The sequence below is a fragment of the Bulleidia extructa W1219 genome (assembly GCF_000177375.1).
Taxonomy (GTDB): domain Bacteria; phylum Bacillota_I; class Bacilli_A; order Erysipelotrichales; family Erysipelotrichaceae; genus Bulleidia; species Bulleidia extructa.
On record NZ_ADFR01000002.1, the window covers coordinates 16,411 to 34,116 of the forward strand.

At 38.0% G+C, this 17,706-nt stretch carries 15 protein-coding genes and 1 other RNA gene; 2 read left to right on the forward strand and 14 right to left on the reverse strand.

The window, feature by feature from the left end; translation table 11 throughout:
* Positions 1–63 precede the first annotated feature (63 nt).
* The 14 genes from ffh to HMPREF9013_RS00580 form a co-directional block, all read right to left on the reverse strand.
* A complete protein-coding gene (ffh, locus tag HMPREF9013_RS00520) occupies positions 64–1,464 on the reverse strand; it encodes a signal recognition particle protein (protein WP_006626411.1) in 1,401 nt (466 codons plus the stop codon).
* Positions 1,465–1,517: 53 nt separating this feature from the next.
* On the reverse strand, positions 1,518–2,039 hold the full coding sequence (locus tag HMPREF9013_RS00525; protein ID WP_006626412.1) for a GNAT family N-acetyltransferase: 522 nt from the start codon (positions 2,037–2,039) through the stop codon (positions 1,518–1,520).
* A gap of 25 nt (positions 2,040–2,064) precedes the next feature.
* A complete protein-coding gene (locus HMPREF9013_RS00530) occupies positions 2,065–2,340 on the reverse strand; it encodes a hypothetical protein (RefSeq protein WP_006626413.1) in 276 nt (91 codons plus the stop codon).
* 65 nt (positions 2,341–2,405) lie between these two features.
* Positions 2,406–2,615, reverse strand: coding sequence for a FeoB-associated Cys-rich membrane protein (locus HMPREF9013_RS00535; protein ID WP_006626414.1), 210 nt, complete (start codon positions 2,613–2,615; stop codon positions 2,406–2,408).
* A gap of 96 nt (positions 2,616–2,711) precedes the next feature.
* Complete coding sequence (locus HMPREF9013_RS00540; RefSeq protein WP_006626415.1) at positions 2,712–5,072, reverse strand: FtsK/SpoIIIE family DNA translocase; 2,361 nt, start codon at positions 5,070–5,072, stop codon at positions 2,712–2,714.
* 8 nt (positions 5,073–5,080) lie between these two features.
* Positions 5,081–6,754: a ribonuclease J gene (locus tag HMPREF9013_RS00545; RefSeq protein ID WP_006626416.1), complete on the reverse strand. Its 1,674-nt coding sequence runs from the start codon at positions 6,752–6,754 to the stop codon at positions 5,081–5,083.
* 35 nt (positions 6,755–6,789) lie between these two features.
* On the reverse strand, positions 6,790–8,232 hold the full coding sequence (gene miaB / locus HMPREF9013_RS00550) for a tRNA (N6-isopentenyl adenosine(37)-C2)-methylthiotransferase MiaB (RefSeq protein ID WP_006626417.1): 1,443 nt from the start codon (positions 8,230–8,232) through the stop codon (positions 6,790–6,792).
* A gap of 34 nt (positions 8,233–8,266) precedes the next feature.
* Positions 8,267–9,862: a ribonuclease Y gene (gene rny / locus HMPREF9013_RS00555; RefSeq protein WP_006626418.1), complete on the reverse strand. Its 1,596-nt coding sequence runs from the start codon at positions 9,860–9,862 to the stop codon at positions 8,267–8,269.
* A 52-nt stretch (positions 9,863–9,914) separates the two neighbouring features.
* Positions 9,915–10,352, reverse strand: coding sequence for a phosphatase PAP2 family protein (locus HMPREF9013_RS00560; RefSeq protein WP_006626419.1), 438 nt, complete (start codon positions 10,350–10,352; stop codon positions 9,915–9,917).
* On the reverse strand, positions 10,345–11,820 hold the full coding sequence (locus tag HMPREF9013_RS00565) for a UDP-N-acetylmuramoyl-L-alanyl-D-glutamate--2,6-diaminopimelate ligase (RefSeq protein WP_006626420.1): 1,476 nt from the start codon (positions 11,818–11,820) through the stop codon (positions 10,345–10,347). The genes HMPREF9013_RS00560 and HMPREF9013_RS00565 overlap by 8 nt, the downstream gene beginning before the upstream one ends.
* Positions 11,821–11,850: 30 nt before the next feature.
* Positions 11,851–12,891: a recombinase RecA gene (gene recA, locus HMPREF9013_RS00570; RefSeq protein WP_006626421.1), complete on the reverse strand. Its 1,041-nt coding sequence runs from the start codon at positions 12,889–12,891 to the stop codon at positions 11,851–11,853.
* Between the two features lie 44 nt (positions 12,892–12,935).
* Entirely contained in the window at positions 12,936–13,529 is a 594-nt protein-coding gene (pgsA, locus tag HMPREF9013_RS00575; protein WP_006626422.1) for a CDP-diacylglycerol--glycerol-3-phosphate 3-phosphatidyltransferase, read from the reverse strand.
* Between the two features lie 77 nt (positions 13,530–13,606).
* Positions 13,607–13,939: RNase P RNA component class B (gene rnpB / locus HMPREF9013_RS07305), an RNA gene on the reverse strand.
* Between the two features lie 12 nt (positions 13,940–13,951).
* Positions 13,952–14,278 carry a DivIVA domain-containing protein gene (locus HMPREF9013_RS00580; RefSeq protein WP_006626423.1) on the reverse strand — a complete coding sequence of 109 codons (327 nt, stop codon included), beginning with the start codon at positions 14,276–14,278 and terminating at the stop codon, positions 13,952–13,954.
* 98 nt (positions 14,279–14,376) lie between these two features.
* Between HMPREF9013_RS00580 and recU the strand changes: the two genes are divergently transcribed.
* A complete protein-coding gene (recU, locus tag HMPREF9013_RS00585) occupies positions 14,377–14,955 on the forward strand; it encodes a Holliday junction resolvase RecU (protein WP_006626424.1) in 579 nt (192 codons plus the stop codon).
* Positions 14,956–14,960: 5 nt separating this feature from the next.
* Positions 14,961–17,636: a transglycosylase domain-containing protein gene (locus tag HMPREF9013_RS00590; RefSeq protein ID WP_006626425.1), complete on the forward strand. Its 2,676-nt coding sequence runs from the start codon at positions 14,961–14,963 to the stop codon at positions 17,634–17,636.
* The last annotated feature ends 70 nt before the right edge of the window (positions 17,637–17,706 follow it).

The following is a 17,706-nucleotide window of genomic DNA, read 5'->3' on the forward strand; positions in this document are numbered from 1 at the left end:
GTTAAAATCCTCTAGTATCCTATCAAAGATAAAAAAGACTGTCAAGCTTTAAACCTTGACAGCTTAAAATTTATATTTCTTTTTCTTCATCGCATTATTCATGCCACCCAAATGGGAATCAAACATCTTTTCTAAGTTTTCTTCATCCAGATGACCACTACGAGATAAACCGCCCATCGCATCCATCAACTTCTTCATTTTATTAAATTGATTAATCAGCTTATTGACTTCATCTACTGTTCTTCCCGAACCAGAAGCAATACGTTTTTTCATACTACCACGCATCTTATCCGGAAAAGCTCTTTCATAAGGAGTCATAGATTGGATAATCGCCTTCATATGAGCCATAGATTTACCGGCCTTGGCTTCATCTAACATGCCAGCATATTGATTCATGCCAGGAATCATTTTCAAAATACCACCTAGTGGCCCCATCTTTTGAATTTGCTCAAATTGTCTCAACATATCACCCATGGTGAATTGCCCATTCATCATCTTTTCAGCCAAACGAGCATTTTCTTCCATGTCTAATTTTTCTTGAGCTTTTTCAACTAAGCTGACCACATCCCCCATCCCAAGGATACGATCTGCCATGCGATCCGGATGGAAGACATCCATATCTTCCACTTTTTCACCCTCTCCGACAAATTTGATAGGAACACCTGTAATCTTACGGACAGATAAAACACCACCACCACGAGAGTCACCATCAAATTTCGTGACCACTAATCCCGTTAACGGTAAAGCTTCTTTAAAAGCATTCGCCACATTCACAATATCTTGACCCGTCATGGCATCCACTGTCAATAAAATTTCGTCCGGATGAACCAATTGATTGATATCCTGCAATTCTTTCATCAACTGTTCATCAATATGTAAACGTCCTGCTGTATCAATAAAGACCGTATCATAATTCTTTTCCTTAGCATAAGCCATGCCTTTTTCAACCGTTTCCAATGCTGAAACATTCAACCCCATGCTAAAGACTTCCGTATTAATTTCTTGCCCTAATGTTTTCAACTGATCAATCGCCGCCGGACGAATCACATCAGCCGCAATCAAAAGAGCTTTTCGACCTTGTTTCACTTGAACCTGGTTCGCTATTTTAGCAATTGAAGTAGTTTTACCAGTTCCTTGTAAACCAACCATCATAATGGTTGTCATGCCGCTGTCTTTCCATTGAACCAAGGCATCCTCGCTGCCTAACAACACCATGATTTCATCATGAATGATTTTTACCAGCTGTTGACCAGGCTCCACTGATTTTAAAACTTCTTCACCCCGTGCTTTCTCACGAACAGTATTTAAAAATTCTTTAACGATACCGTAGTTAACATCCGCTTCAAGTAAGGCTACACGAACCTCCTTGAGCATTTCCTCCATATTATTATCACTAAGAGTCCCTTTGCCACTTAGATGACGAAATGTTTTATTTAGTCGTTCACTTAATGAATCAAATGCCATAATTTCACCTCAACCATTATTCTACCATAGAAATACCAACTTCAAAAAAGCCACTAGAGTGACTTCTCATATAATTCCACCACAAGATACCCTGTATCCTCATAAAACACCTCTTGATCTTGACAATACTCAAAGCCTTGACACAAATAAAGATTCTTAGCCGCTAAATTATCTTTGATCACATCCAATCGTAAAAGTTCAATTCCTCTTCCTTTTAAATACGAAAAAAGAAACTCTAAAAAAACAGAGGCTAGATGTTGACGACGAAAATCTGGATGCACCGCGACTAAATGAATATAAGCTATTTTACTTGAAGGTAAACAATATCTCCATTTCACTCCGGCATACATTGAATCATCACCCACTGTCCAAACAGCAGCGGCTACCATTTTCTTTTTTTGCCGGCCATATACCAGCTCTTCTTTTAAAAGATGATTTAAAATATCTTGTTCACTAGGATAAATTCCCCAATGCCAATCCGCTCCATAAGCATCAAAAACTTGATGCCGGCATACTTCTTGATAAAAATCATTCAATTCCAAAGCATCTTCTGGCTTTCCAAGCACCATTTTCATATTTCTATTATAGCGAAAATGAGAGCTATATTGGCAAATATCCTAGCTTTTCCACGATCAAAGAAACAGCTCCATTTGCACACATTTCTAAACGCCCCTTAGCTACAATATATTGATTTTCTTTGACGATTGAAAGACACTCTCTTTCAATCCCTCGCCAAAGCTTTAGTTCAAAGTGATCTTCCTTCAATTCTCCTTGTGCATCTAAAAACGCTTTTCGACTACGAACCTTTAAAGAAACCTCTTGTGGACTTTTCAAAATCTTTTCAACCTGGCCTACCATCATAAATTGATTTAACATACTATCTTTTTCTCCTATACCTCTTTATTACCAAACGAATCAAAACTCCACAAAAAAAAGACCTCTTAGGTCATGTGAAAGAACGCTTTAATTTTATTCATGCGAGAAATATGACGATGAGCCTTGTTCACATCTCCCACCCACTTACAATGTCCTTTACAAGCCCCATGACAGTCTCCACTACAAGCATCCACTCCATTTTTCATCATATATCGAATGCTCCAAATCACTAAAGCCAATATAATCAAAACAACAATTCCATCACCTGCGTTCATAAATTCCTCTTTCTCATTAGCTTTTACTAATTAATTTATACCAAAATCCATCTTAACCATCAAGACATATACCTTTCAAAGCGAAAAAGAATCCGTTTATTCACGGATTCCTCCTGTTTCAGTTCGTTTCGATTCGCCTTCCTTTTTACGTAAAACTTCTCTTGGTTTAGAACCACGAGACGGACCAATAATACCATGATCTTCTAAGACATCAATCATCCTTGCCGCTCGATTATACCCAATTCCGAATCTTCTTTGCAATAAAGAAGTAGACGCTTTTTGAGCCTCTATCACATAGTCAGTGACCTCTTTAAATAAAGGATCATCTTCCATTGCCATAATAGCTCCATCGCCACCGTTTTCAACCATATCTAAGCGTAAGAACGCATCATTATACATCGGCACAGCCTGGTCAACACAAGATTTTGTTATGCGCTGAACTTCTTCATCTGTCACATAGATACCTTGTACTCTTTTGATTGAATTGGAACCATTTGCCAGATATAACATATCCCCATTTCCCAATAAACGTTCCGCTCCTTGGTGATCCAAAATGGTTCTAGAATCAATAGCACTAGAAACTGAAAAAGCAATACGACTAGGAATATTAGCTTTGATAACCCCCGTAATAACATCTACCGACGGACGTTGTGTAGCGACGATCATATGAATGCCGGCCGCACGACCTAACTGCGTGATTCGCATGATAGAGGATTCAACATCTTTACCAGCCACTGTCATTAAATCTGCCAACTCATCCACAATCACTACAATATAGGGCAATGGATTTGGGGGTGATGTTCCATCTGAATTAGGAAGACCCATTTGTTTCTTAACTAAAGCATTATAATCTTCTAATTTTCTAACCCCTAAAGACGCAAAGATATTATATCGTTGATCCATCTCATCCACCATGACTTTTAAAGCATTGGACGCTTTGGTTGGATCATTGATCACCGGACCAATCAAATGAGGAATTTCTCGATAGGGGGTAAATTCTACCTTCTTTGGATCAATCAAAAGTAGCTTCACTTCATCCGGCCTTGTTTTTAGTAAATACGATGTGATAATCGTGTTCATACAAACCGACTTACCCGACCCGGTCGCTCCGGCAATCAATAAGTGAGGCATCTTTGCCAAGTCACAATACACTGAATTTCCTAATAAGTCCTTACCTAAGAAAAACATTAAAGGTTTATACCCTTGTGGTTGATCACGTAATAATTCTTTCATCTTAACCGCTGTACTTTTCACATTAGGAATTTCAACTCCTACTGCATTCCTGCCCGGAATCGGAGCTTCAATCCGAATATCCTTCGCTGCCATTTGCATCTTCAGATTATCCGCCAAGCCCAAAATCTTAGAAACTTTCACGTTTGGATCCAAACGAATTTCAAATTGTGTTACAGCTGGCCCAATATGGGTATTCAGTAATTGAGCCTCAATATCAAAGTTTCCTAAAATAGAAAGTAACGCCTGAGCTTTTTCTTTAGCCGCTCGAATATTTTCGAAATTCTTATTTTTTCCACTAATCGGATCTAATAAAGTTTGACTTGGCAATTTATAACCGACTAAATTTTGATTCGCTATCGGTTTTTTTAAAATCGGATCCTCAAATTCCATTTTCTCTTGGGGCAAACTGGAAAGAAGAGCTGTTTCTTCTTCATAAGCCTCATCTGGAACAGGTTCTAATTCCTCCGTATCATCGTCCATGATGATACCAAAGTCACTTTGTGCAACATGATCGGTTAGGATATCCATTTCTTGGGTGATTTCAGGATCATCATCCACTCGTATATCTTTCATTTTCGTTGCTTTATGTTCATCAATCATCTTCCAAAGATTCACCGGCTCCTTAGGTTCTGATTCCATTTCTTCCTTTTCCTCTTTTTCCGGAAGTTCAAAGAAATGATACACCTTCTTGAAAGCACGCTTGTACACATCCGCTCCTGTCCATACCAAAACAGAAATCATAATCAACAAGAATAAGATCATTAATGAACCTAGTCTTGCAAACAAAGCTGATAGTAATCCATACAAAAAATAACCAACAAGGCCTCCGCCTACTTTCATCATTGGAAAAGCACTAAAAAAACTTTTGGTCGATAAAAAGTATTGCTTAAAAACCGCAAACCCAACCAGCTTATCATTGGTGACCAAATAGGTAGCTAATAAAGAAGTCGCCAGCATCAACAAAACAAGAGGGAAAATTCTTCTTGGTCGAATCGATCTTTTACGAATCAAAATGGATAATGTGAAGTAGAGAATTCCCAAAAAAAGAATGATCCAATACCAGGTTCCAAAAAGATACATTAATAAACGGTTTAAGAAAATTCCCACAATCCCTAGCTTTAAAATAGATATGGCTAAAAGAACCACTAAAACAAGAACTAATATCGCCTTAGTGATTTGTTCATTAAATTCCTTTTCCTGTTGTGCTTTTGATTTTCTTGCCACAATGACTCCTATTCTTGAATGTTAATTTCGACAATAGCCGGTAAAATCATTGGTCTTTTACCGGTTTCTTTCAATAAGTAACGAGCGATTTTTTCTCGTGCTTCTGAACGAGCTTCCAGATTGTCATAACGCTTTTCTTTCACCATCGTATTAATAGTCGCTTCTAAAATATTTCCGACTTCCTTCATGATGTAGTCTGCATCCTTTAAATAAATAACCCCACGACTTTGAATATCCGGTCCACCAATAATTTCTTTATTACGATGGTTCATCACCACACCCGCTACAATGACACCGTCTGTGCTTAAGATATCACGATCTTTTAAAACCATACCGCTAGCGTCTAAGCTATCTTTACCATCAACCATGACATCTCCCACTTTCACAGACTCATATTTCCGATCTAAAATACCATCTCTAAAAGTCGCCACTTGGCCATTGGCTAAAACGATAATTTTATCCGCTTGATATCCCATACCTAGTGCAATATTTGCATTGGCAATCAGTTGACGGTATTCTCCTTTGACCGGTACATAATATTTTGGATTCATCAGATAAATCATCATCTTCAAATCTTCTACAGAGGCATGCATGGAGTAACTACGTTTTGCGTCCACTGTCAAAACACGATTCGCTTCTTTATATAGATCATTTTCCATTGAAGCTTCTAAACGCTCGGTACCCGGAACCGCCGGAGAAGCAATGACCACTGTATCACTCTTTCTTAATTCAATAACGGAATCTTCCTTGTTTGCAATTCGATGCACTTTTTGGAAAATCGAATCACCGGTTCCACCAACTAAAACCAAAACCCGCTCATCCTCATTATTAAATTTAGACGGAACTATCTCTAATCCTGCCGGAATATGGTAATACCCAAGCTTTGCCATATCTGACATCATTGCCTTTAGACCCTCATCATACAAGAAAACACGACGATTATATTTATTCGCCAGTTCAATAATTTCAATCACACGATACAGATTCTGATTGAAAACCGTAATTAAAATACGATCCTCACTATCTTCAAAAATTGGTTCTAATGTATTTGTCAAACGATGATGAGGAGCCGAATTTCCCTCGCGAGTCGCCGCTACCGATTCACATAAAAGAGCTAAAACTCCTTCTTTTGCCAAATCGGTTACATTGGTGATGTCAAACACAAAACTAGGCATATGGGTATCATAATCCACGATAAATTCTGAACTATAGACCACATATCCTTCGGAAGTCTGGATAGCCAACCCAAATCCATCCGCAATGGATTGCATGGTTCCAAATGTACGAATATTGGTGTTACCAACCTTAAACTTTGCATTACGACGAATACGATGCAAATTAATTTTCCCCATTCCTTCCGCCTTTAATTTTCTTTCAATCATTAAAGCCGTTAAGGGAGCCGTATAGATAGGAGCATCCGGTATTTGTTTCAATAATTGCAACAAACCTCCCATCACATCATCATGACCATGCGTTAAGAAAATCCCTTTGACACGATCTTTATGTTCAACCAGATAACTAATATCCGGCACAATCATTTCAATGCCTAAATTATCACCATTGACAGGAAAACGTAAGCCACATTCAATCACAAAAATATCATTATTATTTTCAACAACATAGAGATTCTTTCCGTCTTCATCAAGACCTCCAAGCGCAAATAAGCGCACAATATTATTCATATTTTCCTCCAAATTTTTTCTTCTTTTATTATAAATTATTTTTCCAGCACCCGTCCATTTAAGGTATAAGAATGAGTTTCTGTGATTTCCACATCCACAATCTCATCCATACAATTCCAAGGGCAAGAAAAGTTCACTAATTTATTATCTTCTGTATATCCAGCATATATTTTTTCGTTTTTCTTAGAAATGCCTTCGCATAAAACTCTAACAATCCGACCTAAATAAACCTTGTTTTTTTTGGCAGCTATCTCGCGTAATCGCTGATTTAATCGCTGTAAGCGAGCCTTTTTTACCTCTTTGGAAATAGAATCCGTCATAGAAGCCGCAGGCGTTCCCACACGAGGAGAGTACAAGAAGGTATACGCCATATCGTATTGGCAATGTTCCACAAGATTCATGGTCTTTTCAAAATCTTCATCACTTTCCCCAGGAAAGCCTACAATAATATCCGTTGTAAAGGTCATATTCGGTATCTTTTTCATCATTTCATCATACAAAGAAATATAATGTTCCACTGTATAACCGCGAGCCATTCTTTTTAAAATCTCATTTGATCCTGACTGTACCGGGAAATGAAGAAAAGGCATAATATTCTTTCTTTCAGCCATCAAATCAATCAATGAAGAACGATAATCTCGAGGATGAGAGGTGTAAAAACGAATGCGTTCAATTCCTGTATCTGAGATAGCTCTTAACAAATCTGTAAAACCATCTTCCATATGAAGATCTTTTCCATAAGCATTTACATTCTGTCCCAATAAAACCACTTCTTTGCGACCACTTTTTTTCAAAGCGGATACTTCCTCTAAAATATCTTTCATTCGACGCGAGCGTTCTTTTCCCCGGGTATAAGGAACAATACAATATGTACAAAACTTATCACAACCATACATAATATTCACGAAGCCTTTAGAGGACATAGATCTTTTAACCGGCAAAGATTCTACGACTTCTCCTTCTTGTGAATACACCTCTACCTTTTGAATTTTCTTCACCATCACTTCTTGTAAAAGAGCAGGAAAACGATATAGATTATGCGTTCCAAAAATCAAATCTAATTGCGGATGTTTCTGCAATAATTCTTCCACTACATCTTTTTCTTGTGCCATACAACCACAAAGCACAAAAATAATGTTCGGTTTTTCTTTTTTAAGATATTTTAAATTTCCGATTTCCGCCATCACTTTTTCTTCTGCCGCTCGGCGAATGGCACAGGTATTAAAAAGAATGACGTCTGCTTTTTCAGGAACTTCTGCATACGTAAAACCCATCATTTCTAACATACCGGAAAGGGATTCTCCATCTCGAACATTCGCTTGACAACCATAGGTTTTAACATAATATTTCTTATCTTGGCCTAAACGATTGGCTTCTAAACTCATTTGGAAATCACGATAGGCAGTTTCATTATCTTTTTTCGAGCTTCTTTTCTTTTCTAATTTCAAATCCGGCATTAAATAATCTTTGCGTTTCATAGGTTATCATTATAGCAAAAAATAGGGATAATCCCTATTTCGCTAATTCTTGTGCACGAACTTCTCGAATCAAGGTGACTTTTATTTGACCCGGATACGTCAATTCTTTTTCGATTTGGTCTTTGATATCATGAGCTACTTTGACCATAGTTACATCATCCACTACTTCCGGTTGAACCATAATCCTTAACTCACGACCTGCCTGAATGGCATACGCTTTTTCAACACCTTTGTAACTCGTTGCAATCTTTTCAAGATTTTCCAAACGAGTGATATAACCTTCTACCGATTCATAACGAGCCCCAGGACGAGCAGCACTGATAGTATCAGCCGCCGCTACTAAAACAGAAATAATATCCGTTGGAGCCACATCACCATGATGTGATTCAATCGCATTGACAACTATTTCATGTTCCCCATATTTTCGAGCTACCTTAGCCCCTAATTCAACATGGCTTCCTTCTTGTTCAAAATCTAAAGCCTTACCAATATCATGCAATAACCCGGCTCTTTTCGCTAAAACTTGGTTTAAGCCCAATTCAGCCGCCATCATACCTGCAAAACGAGCCACTTCTTCAGAATGTTGTAATCCATTTTGACCATAACTATAACGATATCGCATACGACCGACCAGTTTGATCAATTCTCGATTCATCTTACCAACTCCAAGACGATAAACAGCCTCATTACCAATCTTAAAGATGCTATTTTCCATCTCACTTTGAACTTTTTCTACCACTTCTTCAATACGACCCGGTTGAATACGACCGTCTTTTAATAAAATTTCCATCGCTTGACGAGCCACTTCACGACGAATTGGATTATAACAAGACAAAGTAATCACATCCGGTGTATCATCAATAATCAGATCAACCCCCGTTGCTTGTTCGATGGCACGGATATTTCGACCTTCACGACCGATGATACGCCCCTTCATTTCTTCATTTGGCAATGTCACGGTACTGACCGTTCTTTCTATGACTTCTTCTTGTGAATAACGATGAATCGCCTGAGCAATAATATTGCGAGCTTGGGCTTGTGCATTATCTTCCGCTTCTTCCATCCTATCCCGTAAATAAGCACCAATTTCTTTTTCACTTTGGCTTTCTACCTTCGCCATAAGTTCCGCCTTGGCATCGGCTTGACTCATTTGTGCCATCTTCTCTAAAAGAGAAGTTTGTTCTTGTAATTTTTGTTCCAAGGTTTCTTGCTTCATCTGAAGAGATTGTCGTTGCTTCTGTAACGACTCTTCCATCTTGTGAAGATTAGCCATTTTATCATCGATAGAGCGATTCTTATCTTCCCATTTTTTCTGGTTCGATTGAACTTCATTCTCCTTAAAACGCAACGCATCTTCTTTCCTTAACAACTTATTTTCCCGTTGAATTAATTGTTCTTGTTTGCGTTGTGCTTCTTTCTCCGCTGTTAATTGTACTTCGTATGCTTTTTCTTTGGCTTCTAAAGTTGCTTCTTTTAAAACACTATCTGCTTTACTTTCAGCATCTTTTACGATTTGTTTAGCAACCGTTTTTGATTTTGAAATACCAACTGAATTTGCGATTAACATGACGACGATTCCGATTATCAAACCGACTAATCCCACAAAGAAATTAATCATTTCTGGACTCATATGTCCTCCTTCTTTGTTGAACGTTACTTGTTTCGTCTTTTCTATTATACGGTCAAATTAGCTTTTGAACAATATAGCTCACCAGGATACCGCTGACAATGCCCATGATCATTCCTGCTAAAACATCACTGAAATCATGAACCTTTGTTTTCACTCTTAAAAAAGATAAATAGAAAGAAGTTAAAAAGGAAAACACATTCAACCAAACAGGAAAAATTCCCCAAGTTGAACAAGCCACATAGAAGGCAGAATAGCTATGTCGAGAAGGCCAAGCCTCTCCCTCTTTTTCTTTTCCTAAAATATTATGATTGGGACGTTTTTTATTAACCATTTTACGAATCCAAGTCACAAGTCCTAAATTCAAAGCAGACAGCAAGATATATGCTCCTAACTTCACTAAACTCTTTTGAGCAAGAAACCAACATACTAAACCTTCTAAAATCACAAAGAAAGTCGTACAAAGATCGTTACTGATTTTCCACTTATTCATGAGCTTTCTTTTCTAAAGCCTCTTTCACAAATTGAGCTTCATGAAAAGGGATTTTTTCACAACCAATCAATTGATAAGGTTCATGTCCCTTTCCTGTAAAGAAAAGAATATCTCCCTTTTGTCCTAAAGCGACTACCCGATCAATCGCCTTATGCCGATCTTTCACAAATTCATAGTGATGAACCTCTAACCCATTAACCATTTCTTTCATGATTTTCATCGGATCTTCCTCTCTTGGATTTTCGGAAGTAAAGACCACATAATCACTATATTCCAGTGCAATCCGTCCTAAATCTTGGCGAATGGAATTATCTCGATTACCACCATCATGACCGATCATGGTGATGATTCTTTTGTGATTCAGTTTTTTCAAAGCCGCCATCGCTTTTTCTAAACCATCCGGAGTATGAGCAAAATCCACAATGGCATGGATTCCTAAGTCATTTTCAATAGTTTGCATACGTCCTTCCACACCCGAAAAACTGCTTAATGCTTCAATCCCTTTTTCCAAATGACGTTCTAACGCATAATATGCCGCTAAAGCTGCCAACGCATTTTGCACATTAAATTCCCCAATCAAAGGAGAAATCACCGGATATTCAAGACCTTGAAATACCAAAGTAAATTCAGTTTTAGAGGCTAAATACACCATATCCTTTGCATAAAACTCAGCACTCGGATCTTTCGTACTATAGTACCAAATCGTCGCATTGCAGCGAGAGGCGATCACCTTTGCATAAGTATCATCTTTATTTAAAATAGCTATTTTTCCATTATTTCCTGATCCTAATTGAGCAAACAAAAGGCTCTTAGCCATACCATACTCTGCCATAGTATGATGTGTTTCTAAATGCTCATGAGTTAAATTCGTAAACACCGCTACATTAAAATCCACATTTTGAACTCTTCCCATGACTAAAGCATGAGAAGAAACCTCAGATGTGCAGATGAAAACTCCCTCTTCTTTCATCTTCGCTAAGCTCTTTTGTAGAGTTAATGAATCTGGAGTTGTATTAGGAGTATAGATATGCTCCTGGTGATACCAAATCCCATTTGTACCAATCATGCCACAGGATTTTTTATTCTTTTCAAATAAATGACGGATGATGTGCGTTGTCGTTGTTTTCCCATTCGTTCCCGTTACCCCAATCAAAGACATGGATCCACTTGGATCATGATAAAAACGCATAGCCAAAAAAGCCATCGTCTTAATCACATCTTCCACATAAACTACTGGAATCTTGACATCGACATGTTTAGAAGCCACCAAGCAGACCGCTCCTTTTTCCTCAGCCATTTTAGCAAACTGATGCCCATCAAAAGTTGTTCCGGGAACACAAAAGAATAAAGTGTTATCTTGAATATCCCGTGAATCTTGCGATAAATACTCAATATTCACTTCTTCAATCGTTCCTTGGATAAGGTGATAAATTTGGTTCTTTACGTCCAATAAATCCACTAATTTCATAACAGCCTCTTTCTGAATAAAAAGCAGAAGTTATTCTTCTGCTTGTGTTTCTTTAGACTCGCTTGGGAATAATTTTTCCTTCACTTGTGCACTGATTTGAGCCTCCATTTCCGGTGAAGATTTCAAGAAATCACGGACAGCATTGAAGCCTTGACCAATCTTTTCACCCTCATACGAAAACCAAGCTCCAGCCTTATCAATAATGTCATATTCTACCGCCAAATTAATGATTTCATCTACATGAGAGATTCCTTCACCAAAAATCATATTCACAATAGCCACTTTAAATGGTGGTGCCACTTTATTTTTAACCACTTTTATTTTCGTAGCCGAACCAACCACATCTGCACCGCTTTTTAAAGCTTCTCCCTTACGAACATCTAAACGAACCGAAGAATAAAATTTCAGTGCCCGTCCCCCTGGTGTGGTCTCCGGATTGCCAAACATAATACCGACTTTTTCACGCAACTGGTTGATAAAAATTGCCGTTGTATTTGATCGATTCATCGCTCCGGCCAACTTACGCATCGCTTTAGACATCAAACGAGCTTGAAGGCCAACTGAAGCATCCCCCATTTCACCATCCAACTCCGCTTGTGGAACTAATGCAGCTACTGAATCAATCACAACCAAATCAATACCACCTGATTTAATTAAAATCTCAGTGATTTCTAACGCTTGTTCCCCTGAATCCGGTTGCGATAAGATTAGCTTTTCAATATCTACACCCAATTTAGCCGCATATTGAGGATCAATGGCATTTTCAGCATCAATGAAAGCACAACAGCCACCTTGCTTCTGACATTCTGCAATCGCATGCAAAGCCAATGTGGTTTTACCGGAAGATTCAGGTCCATAGATTTCAATGATTCTGCCCTTTGGATAACCGCCAATGCCCAATGCTTTATCTAAGGCAAGGGATCCTGATGGGATCGCATCAATCGATACATCTGCTCGATCTCCTAAACGCATGATTGATCCTTTACCATATTCTTTTTCAATTGTTTTTAAAGCTTCTTGGAGAAGTACATCTTTTTTATGTTCTGTCATAACTGCTTTCTTTTCCGCCATAATAGCCTCCTAATTTAGTATTACCAAAGGAAATTTCTTTCCTTTTAAATCGTTTCAAAAATATCTTCTTTTAATTGATTTAAGTATTGAATACCGGATAAAACAGACACAAAAGCTGCCAACCACAATAAAACAAGACTAATTGGTAAATGAAGAATTTCAAATGGCAAATTGTTCAATAGGATCAACGCTACCGTTACCATTTGTAAAACTGTCTTCAACTTCCCCATCATACCGGCTGCCACCACCTTACCGTTACTGGAAGCAATCATTCTTGCCCCATCCACGACCGTATCACGAGCAATCATCAGAATTACCGGAATAACAGGAATTATACCTCTTGAAAGAAACAATAAAAACATGGTGGTCGTTAATAATTTATCTGCAATTGGATCCGCAAACTTACCGAAAGTAGTAATCATATGGTGTTTACGAGCATAATGACCATCTATGGCATCCGTTATTGCTGCAATGATATAAATCACCAAATTAATCATATTGATTAAACTAATGGAAACACCCGCTACCATATAGGATGGAACTTCAATTCCAACTTGAGCATAAGGAAACAGATAAAGCAAAACAATCAGCGGGATCAAAATAATCCGAAATAAAGTTAAACGATTCGGTAAATTCATAAAACTCCTCTTTTTTCCTGTCTATTATATCATAATCAAAAAATAAAAAGAGGAGGCAACTCCTCTTTTCTGTATACATGCATAAGCCATGTTCTGTCCTGTTGCCAGTGCAGCCATTTATCTGTATTACTACTTTTCTTCTTTTTCATTTCAAAGTTGAAAATTCCCCTACCAAATTTGGGTTTCTCGCTTGTGGGGTTTATCTCGTTCCACTTCTTTTCTTTCGAAAAGACTACGTCACTGTGACACCTTAAGGGCTCAAATCATAGATTTCTCCGTAGACTATATTGCTCCGCCGTTATCCGAAGATACCTGACCTTATTAATTGGATCAGCACAAACACTACCATCATCGCAGATGGTGCGAGCATGGACTTTCCTCTACCATAAAGGCAGCGACCGCCTTCTGTATACACAATTGATTTATTTACGAAATACTTCCTTTTCCAAACGAGATAACCGTTTCAAAATATCCACATTCGTCATTCCGGTTGGAAAGTTTTCCTCCGAAGCCTCATGAACCTTTAAACGACCTTCCAATTCAATTTGTTTCGCTCTTAAAGAAGCATTGGTTCTTTCTAAATCTTGAAGCTGTTCATTCGCTTGCTGTAAAAGACGATCATAGGTTTGGTAATCTTGAATCACTAAATCAAAGAAGCCATCAACCTGATCAGCGTTGTACCCTTTGAAGTCAATATCAAAACGCTTTTCAACGATAGCGACCGGATCTAAATTAAATGGTTTTGCCATAAAAACCTCCCCTAGTTTTTTATATTATAAGGTTGTCTTATATGAAATTCAATTAAGGAGAAAAATTTCGTGAAAATTTAGTATAATATCGTTACATTATGATTAAATATCCAAACGGAAAAATAAAAGTTACCTTACAAACCAATGTCCATTCCGCTTACAACCGTGGCATGGAATTAGAAAGTGAGATCAATCGGTCCAATGAATACTACTTAAATCACAAAATAGCGGTCATTCATAAAAAACCGACTCCCATTCAAATTGTTAAAGTGGATTATCCGAAAAGAAGTGCAGCCAAAATCACAGAGGCCTATTTTCGTCAAGCTTCCACAACGGATTACAATGGCATCTATCGAGGAAAATACATTGACTTTGAGGCAAAAGAAAGCAAAAACAAAACGGTCTTCCCTTTAAAACTGATTCATCCCCATCAAATTCGTCACTTAAAAGAGATTCTCTATCATGGTGGAATCGGGTTTTTCATTATTCGTTGGGTCAGCTTAGAAGAAACCTATTTAGTCCCTGCCGAAAAAATGATACACTTTTACCAGATAACAACCCGTTCTTCCATACCGCATCATTGGTTTGAAGAAACTGGTTACTTAATCCAAGGCAATTATGTCAATCCGATCGATTATTTAAAAATCGTGAATCAGTTATATTTTGAAAAGAGGTAAAAATTGTGAAAGAAAAACAACTAACAGTAAAACCTCGTGGTAAACGTCGTTACCATGGTTTAAAAATTGCGAACACTTTAATGGCTATTTTCTTAGGAATTGAATTGGTCATTGTCTTAGTCGGAATCACTATGTTACACTCCACTCTTAGTCGAACTCCTAAATTCAAACTGGAGAACTTTAGCACCAGTCAAAGCACGTTGATTTATGATCGAGAAGGCAAACAAATTGCTGACGTTGGTAATCAGTTACGTGAAAATGTCACTTATGAGCAACTGCCGACTTCTTTAGTGGATGCCTTCTTATCCGTTGAAGACTCTCGTTTCTTTGCCCATAACGGCTTTGATACACCTCGCTTTACCAAGTCTGTGATTGAAACTATTCTACATAGCAATATGCAAGGTGGTTCTACTTTCACCATGCAATTAGTAAAACTGACTTATTTTGTCAATGATGAAACGGGTAAAACTTACACTCAAAGTATTGACTATAAACTCCAACAAATCGCTTTATCCTTGAGTTTGGAGAAAAAATCCAGCAAAAAAGACATCTTCACTATGTATGTAAACAAGATGAACTTCGGCGGTATTGGAAATATTCGTGGAGTACAAAAAGCTTCTCTTCAATACTTTGGCAAGAAAGTCAGTGAATTGAGTACGTCAGAATCCGCTCTACTAGCCGGTATCGTGAATTCTCCTTATTCTTATGATCCCCATAACTATTTAGATAAAGCCACCGCTCGTCGAGATACAGTCTTAGATTTAATGGTCTATCATGGTTATATTTCAGCAAAAGAGGGCGAATTGGCGAAAAATATCAAAGTAGAGGATTTATTAATTGATGCTAAAAAGACCTTGCCTACCGGCAATGCTAATCAGGCCTATATTGATGCCGCACTGAAAGAAGCCCAAGAAGTCACAGGACAAGACCCGTTGAGTACTTCGATGGAAATCTATACTGCTTTAGATCAAAAGACCCAAGCATTATATGAACGGATTCAAGCTAATAAAGAACCAGGTATTAACCTACATAACCGTTTAGAAGTTTGTGGTATTTCCATGAACAACCAAACAGGTGAAATTGTAGCTATGGGGGGTGGACGTAATTGGAGTAAAGGCGGTTCACAATTATTGAATCGAGCGACACAACAATATAATCAACCGGGTTCTTCTGTAAAACCGTTCTTGGACTATGCCTTAGCTTTTGAAGATTTAGGATGGTCAACCAGTCATGAACTCATTGATAAGCCAATCAAGTACGGCAATTGGACTTATCGAAATGCGGATGGGGAATACCTTGGTCGTGTTAATTTGAAAAAAGCGATGAACTGGTCTTTAAACACACCAGCTCTACAAGCTTTCCAAGCCGTTCAAGACAAGAGCGGACTGAGTCGTATTCAGAATTACTTAGTAGATCAATTACATTTCAAAGGATTTAATAAAGAAGATGTTGGTATCAGTTACGCCATTGGTGGTGGCTCAATGCGTGTTACCGCTGAACAATTAGCGGCAGCTCATGCCACTATGATGAATGGCGGTCATTATACGAAACCTCATACGATCACTCGTATTCGTTTCCGTAATGGTAGTAAAGCCGATTATAAAGCTGACTTTAAAAAAGAAAAAGTGATTTCTTCAGCGGCTGCTTATATGACTGCTTACTTAATGGAAACCAACGTTTCTAAGTCAGAAGTCTATAACTACATGCAGATCCTGAAGCGTTCTTATCCGGTATACGCAAAAACCGGTACCACGGACTGGGGTAATGAGGGATTGCAGTATGGCATTCCAAAATTAGCCCAAAAAGATAAATGGATGGTCGCCGAAACAAGTCAATATACCTCCGTTGTCTGGATGGGATTTAACTCCGCCGAAAAAGGAAAACTATCCTATATCACCAGTTCCATTGTGAATCAAAATATTCCCGGTCGAATCAATTCCAAGTTGCTAGATGTCTTACATCGGGATAAAAAGCCAAGTGGTATTCCTAAACCAAGCGATGTTTCAACAATCAACTTCGTACGTGGTATTTTCCCTTATGTCGCTGCCAGTAAAGATCTTCCAAAGGAATTGATGACAACAGGTTATATTCGTAAAGAATTTTCTAAACTGAAATCTGCTCAGGAACAAATTGGTAAGATTCAAAATATCACAAATTTCAACGCCACTTATAATCCTGATCATACCCTGAGTCTTAACTGGGCCGCTTATCCGGATGCCAATGCCTTAAAAGAAGCGGATAAAGACAGCTTAGATATTCGTTTCTTAACAGGGCCAATTGTTTATAAGGCTCGGATTTCTCAAAACGGAAAGACTATTCAAGAAATTCAATCTACCAAAGAAAGTCTTCAGCAGAAAATTAGCGGATTAGCCCCTAATACAGAAACACAAGTCTGCGGTTTCTATGGATATAAGAAAATCAATATCAATTCCAATGAAGCTTGTGCCATCTTTAGAACACCCAGAGACTTAACTTTAGTACCAACCTCTAATCGAGCTTCTGATTACACCGGTTGGGCAAAAGCGAATCGTATTCATCTTAATGTCAAAAGTACACCAACTACGGATGCTTCTAAATGGGGTTCTGTTGAAAAAATTACAAATAGTAGTGGTCAAAACATTGCCGGGACACAAATCGATAAAGGGTCTACCGCCACTCTTTATGTATATGGCGTCAAATAGGATATCTTCGGATATCCTTTTTTGAGCATTCCTATTGCTTTTTCAAAATAATTCTTTATACTTAACCAAG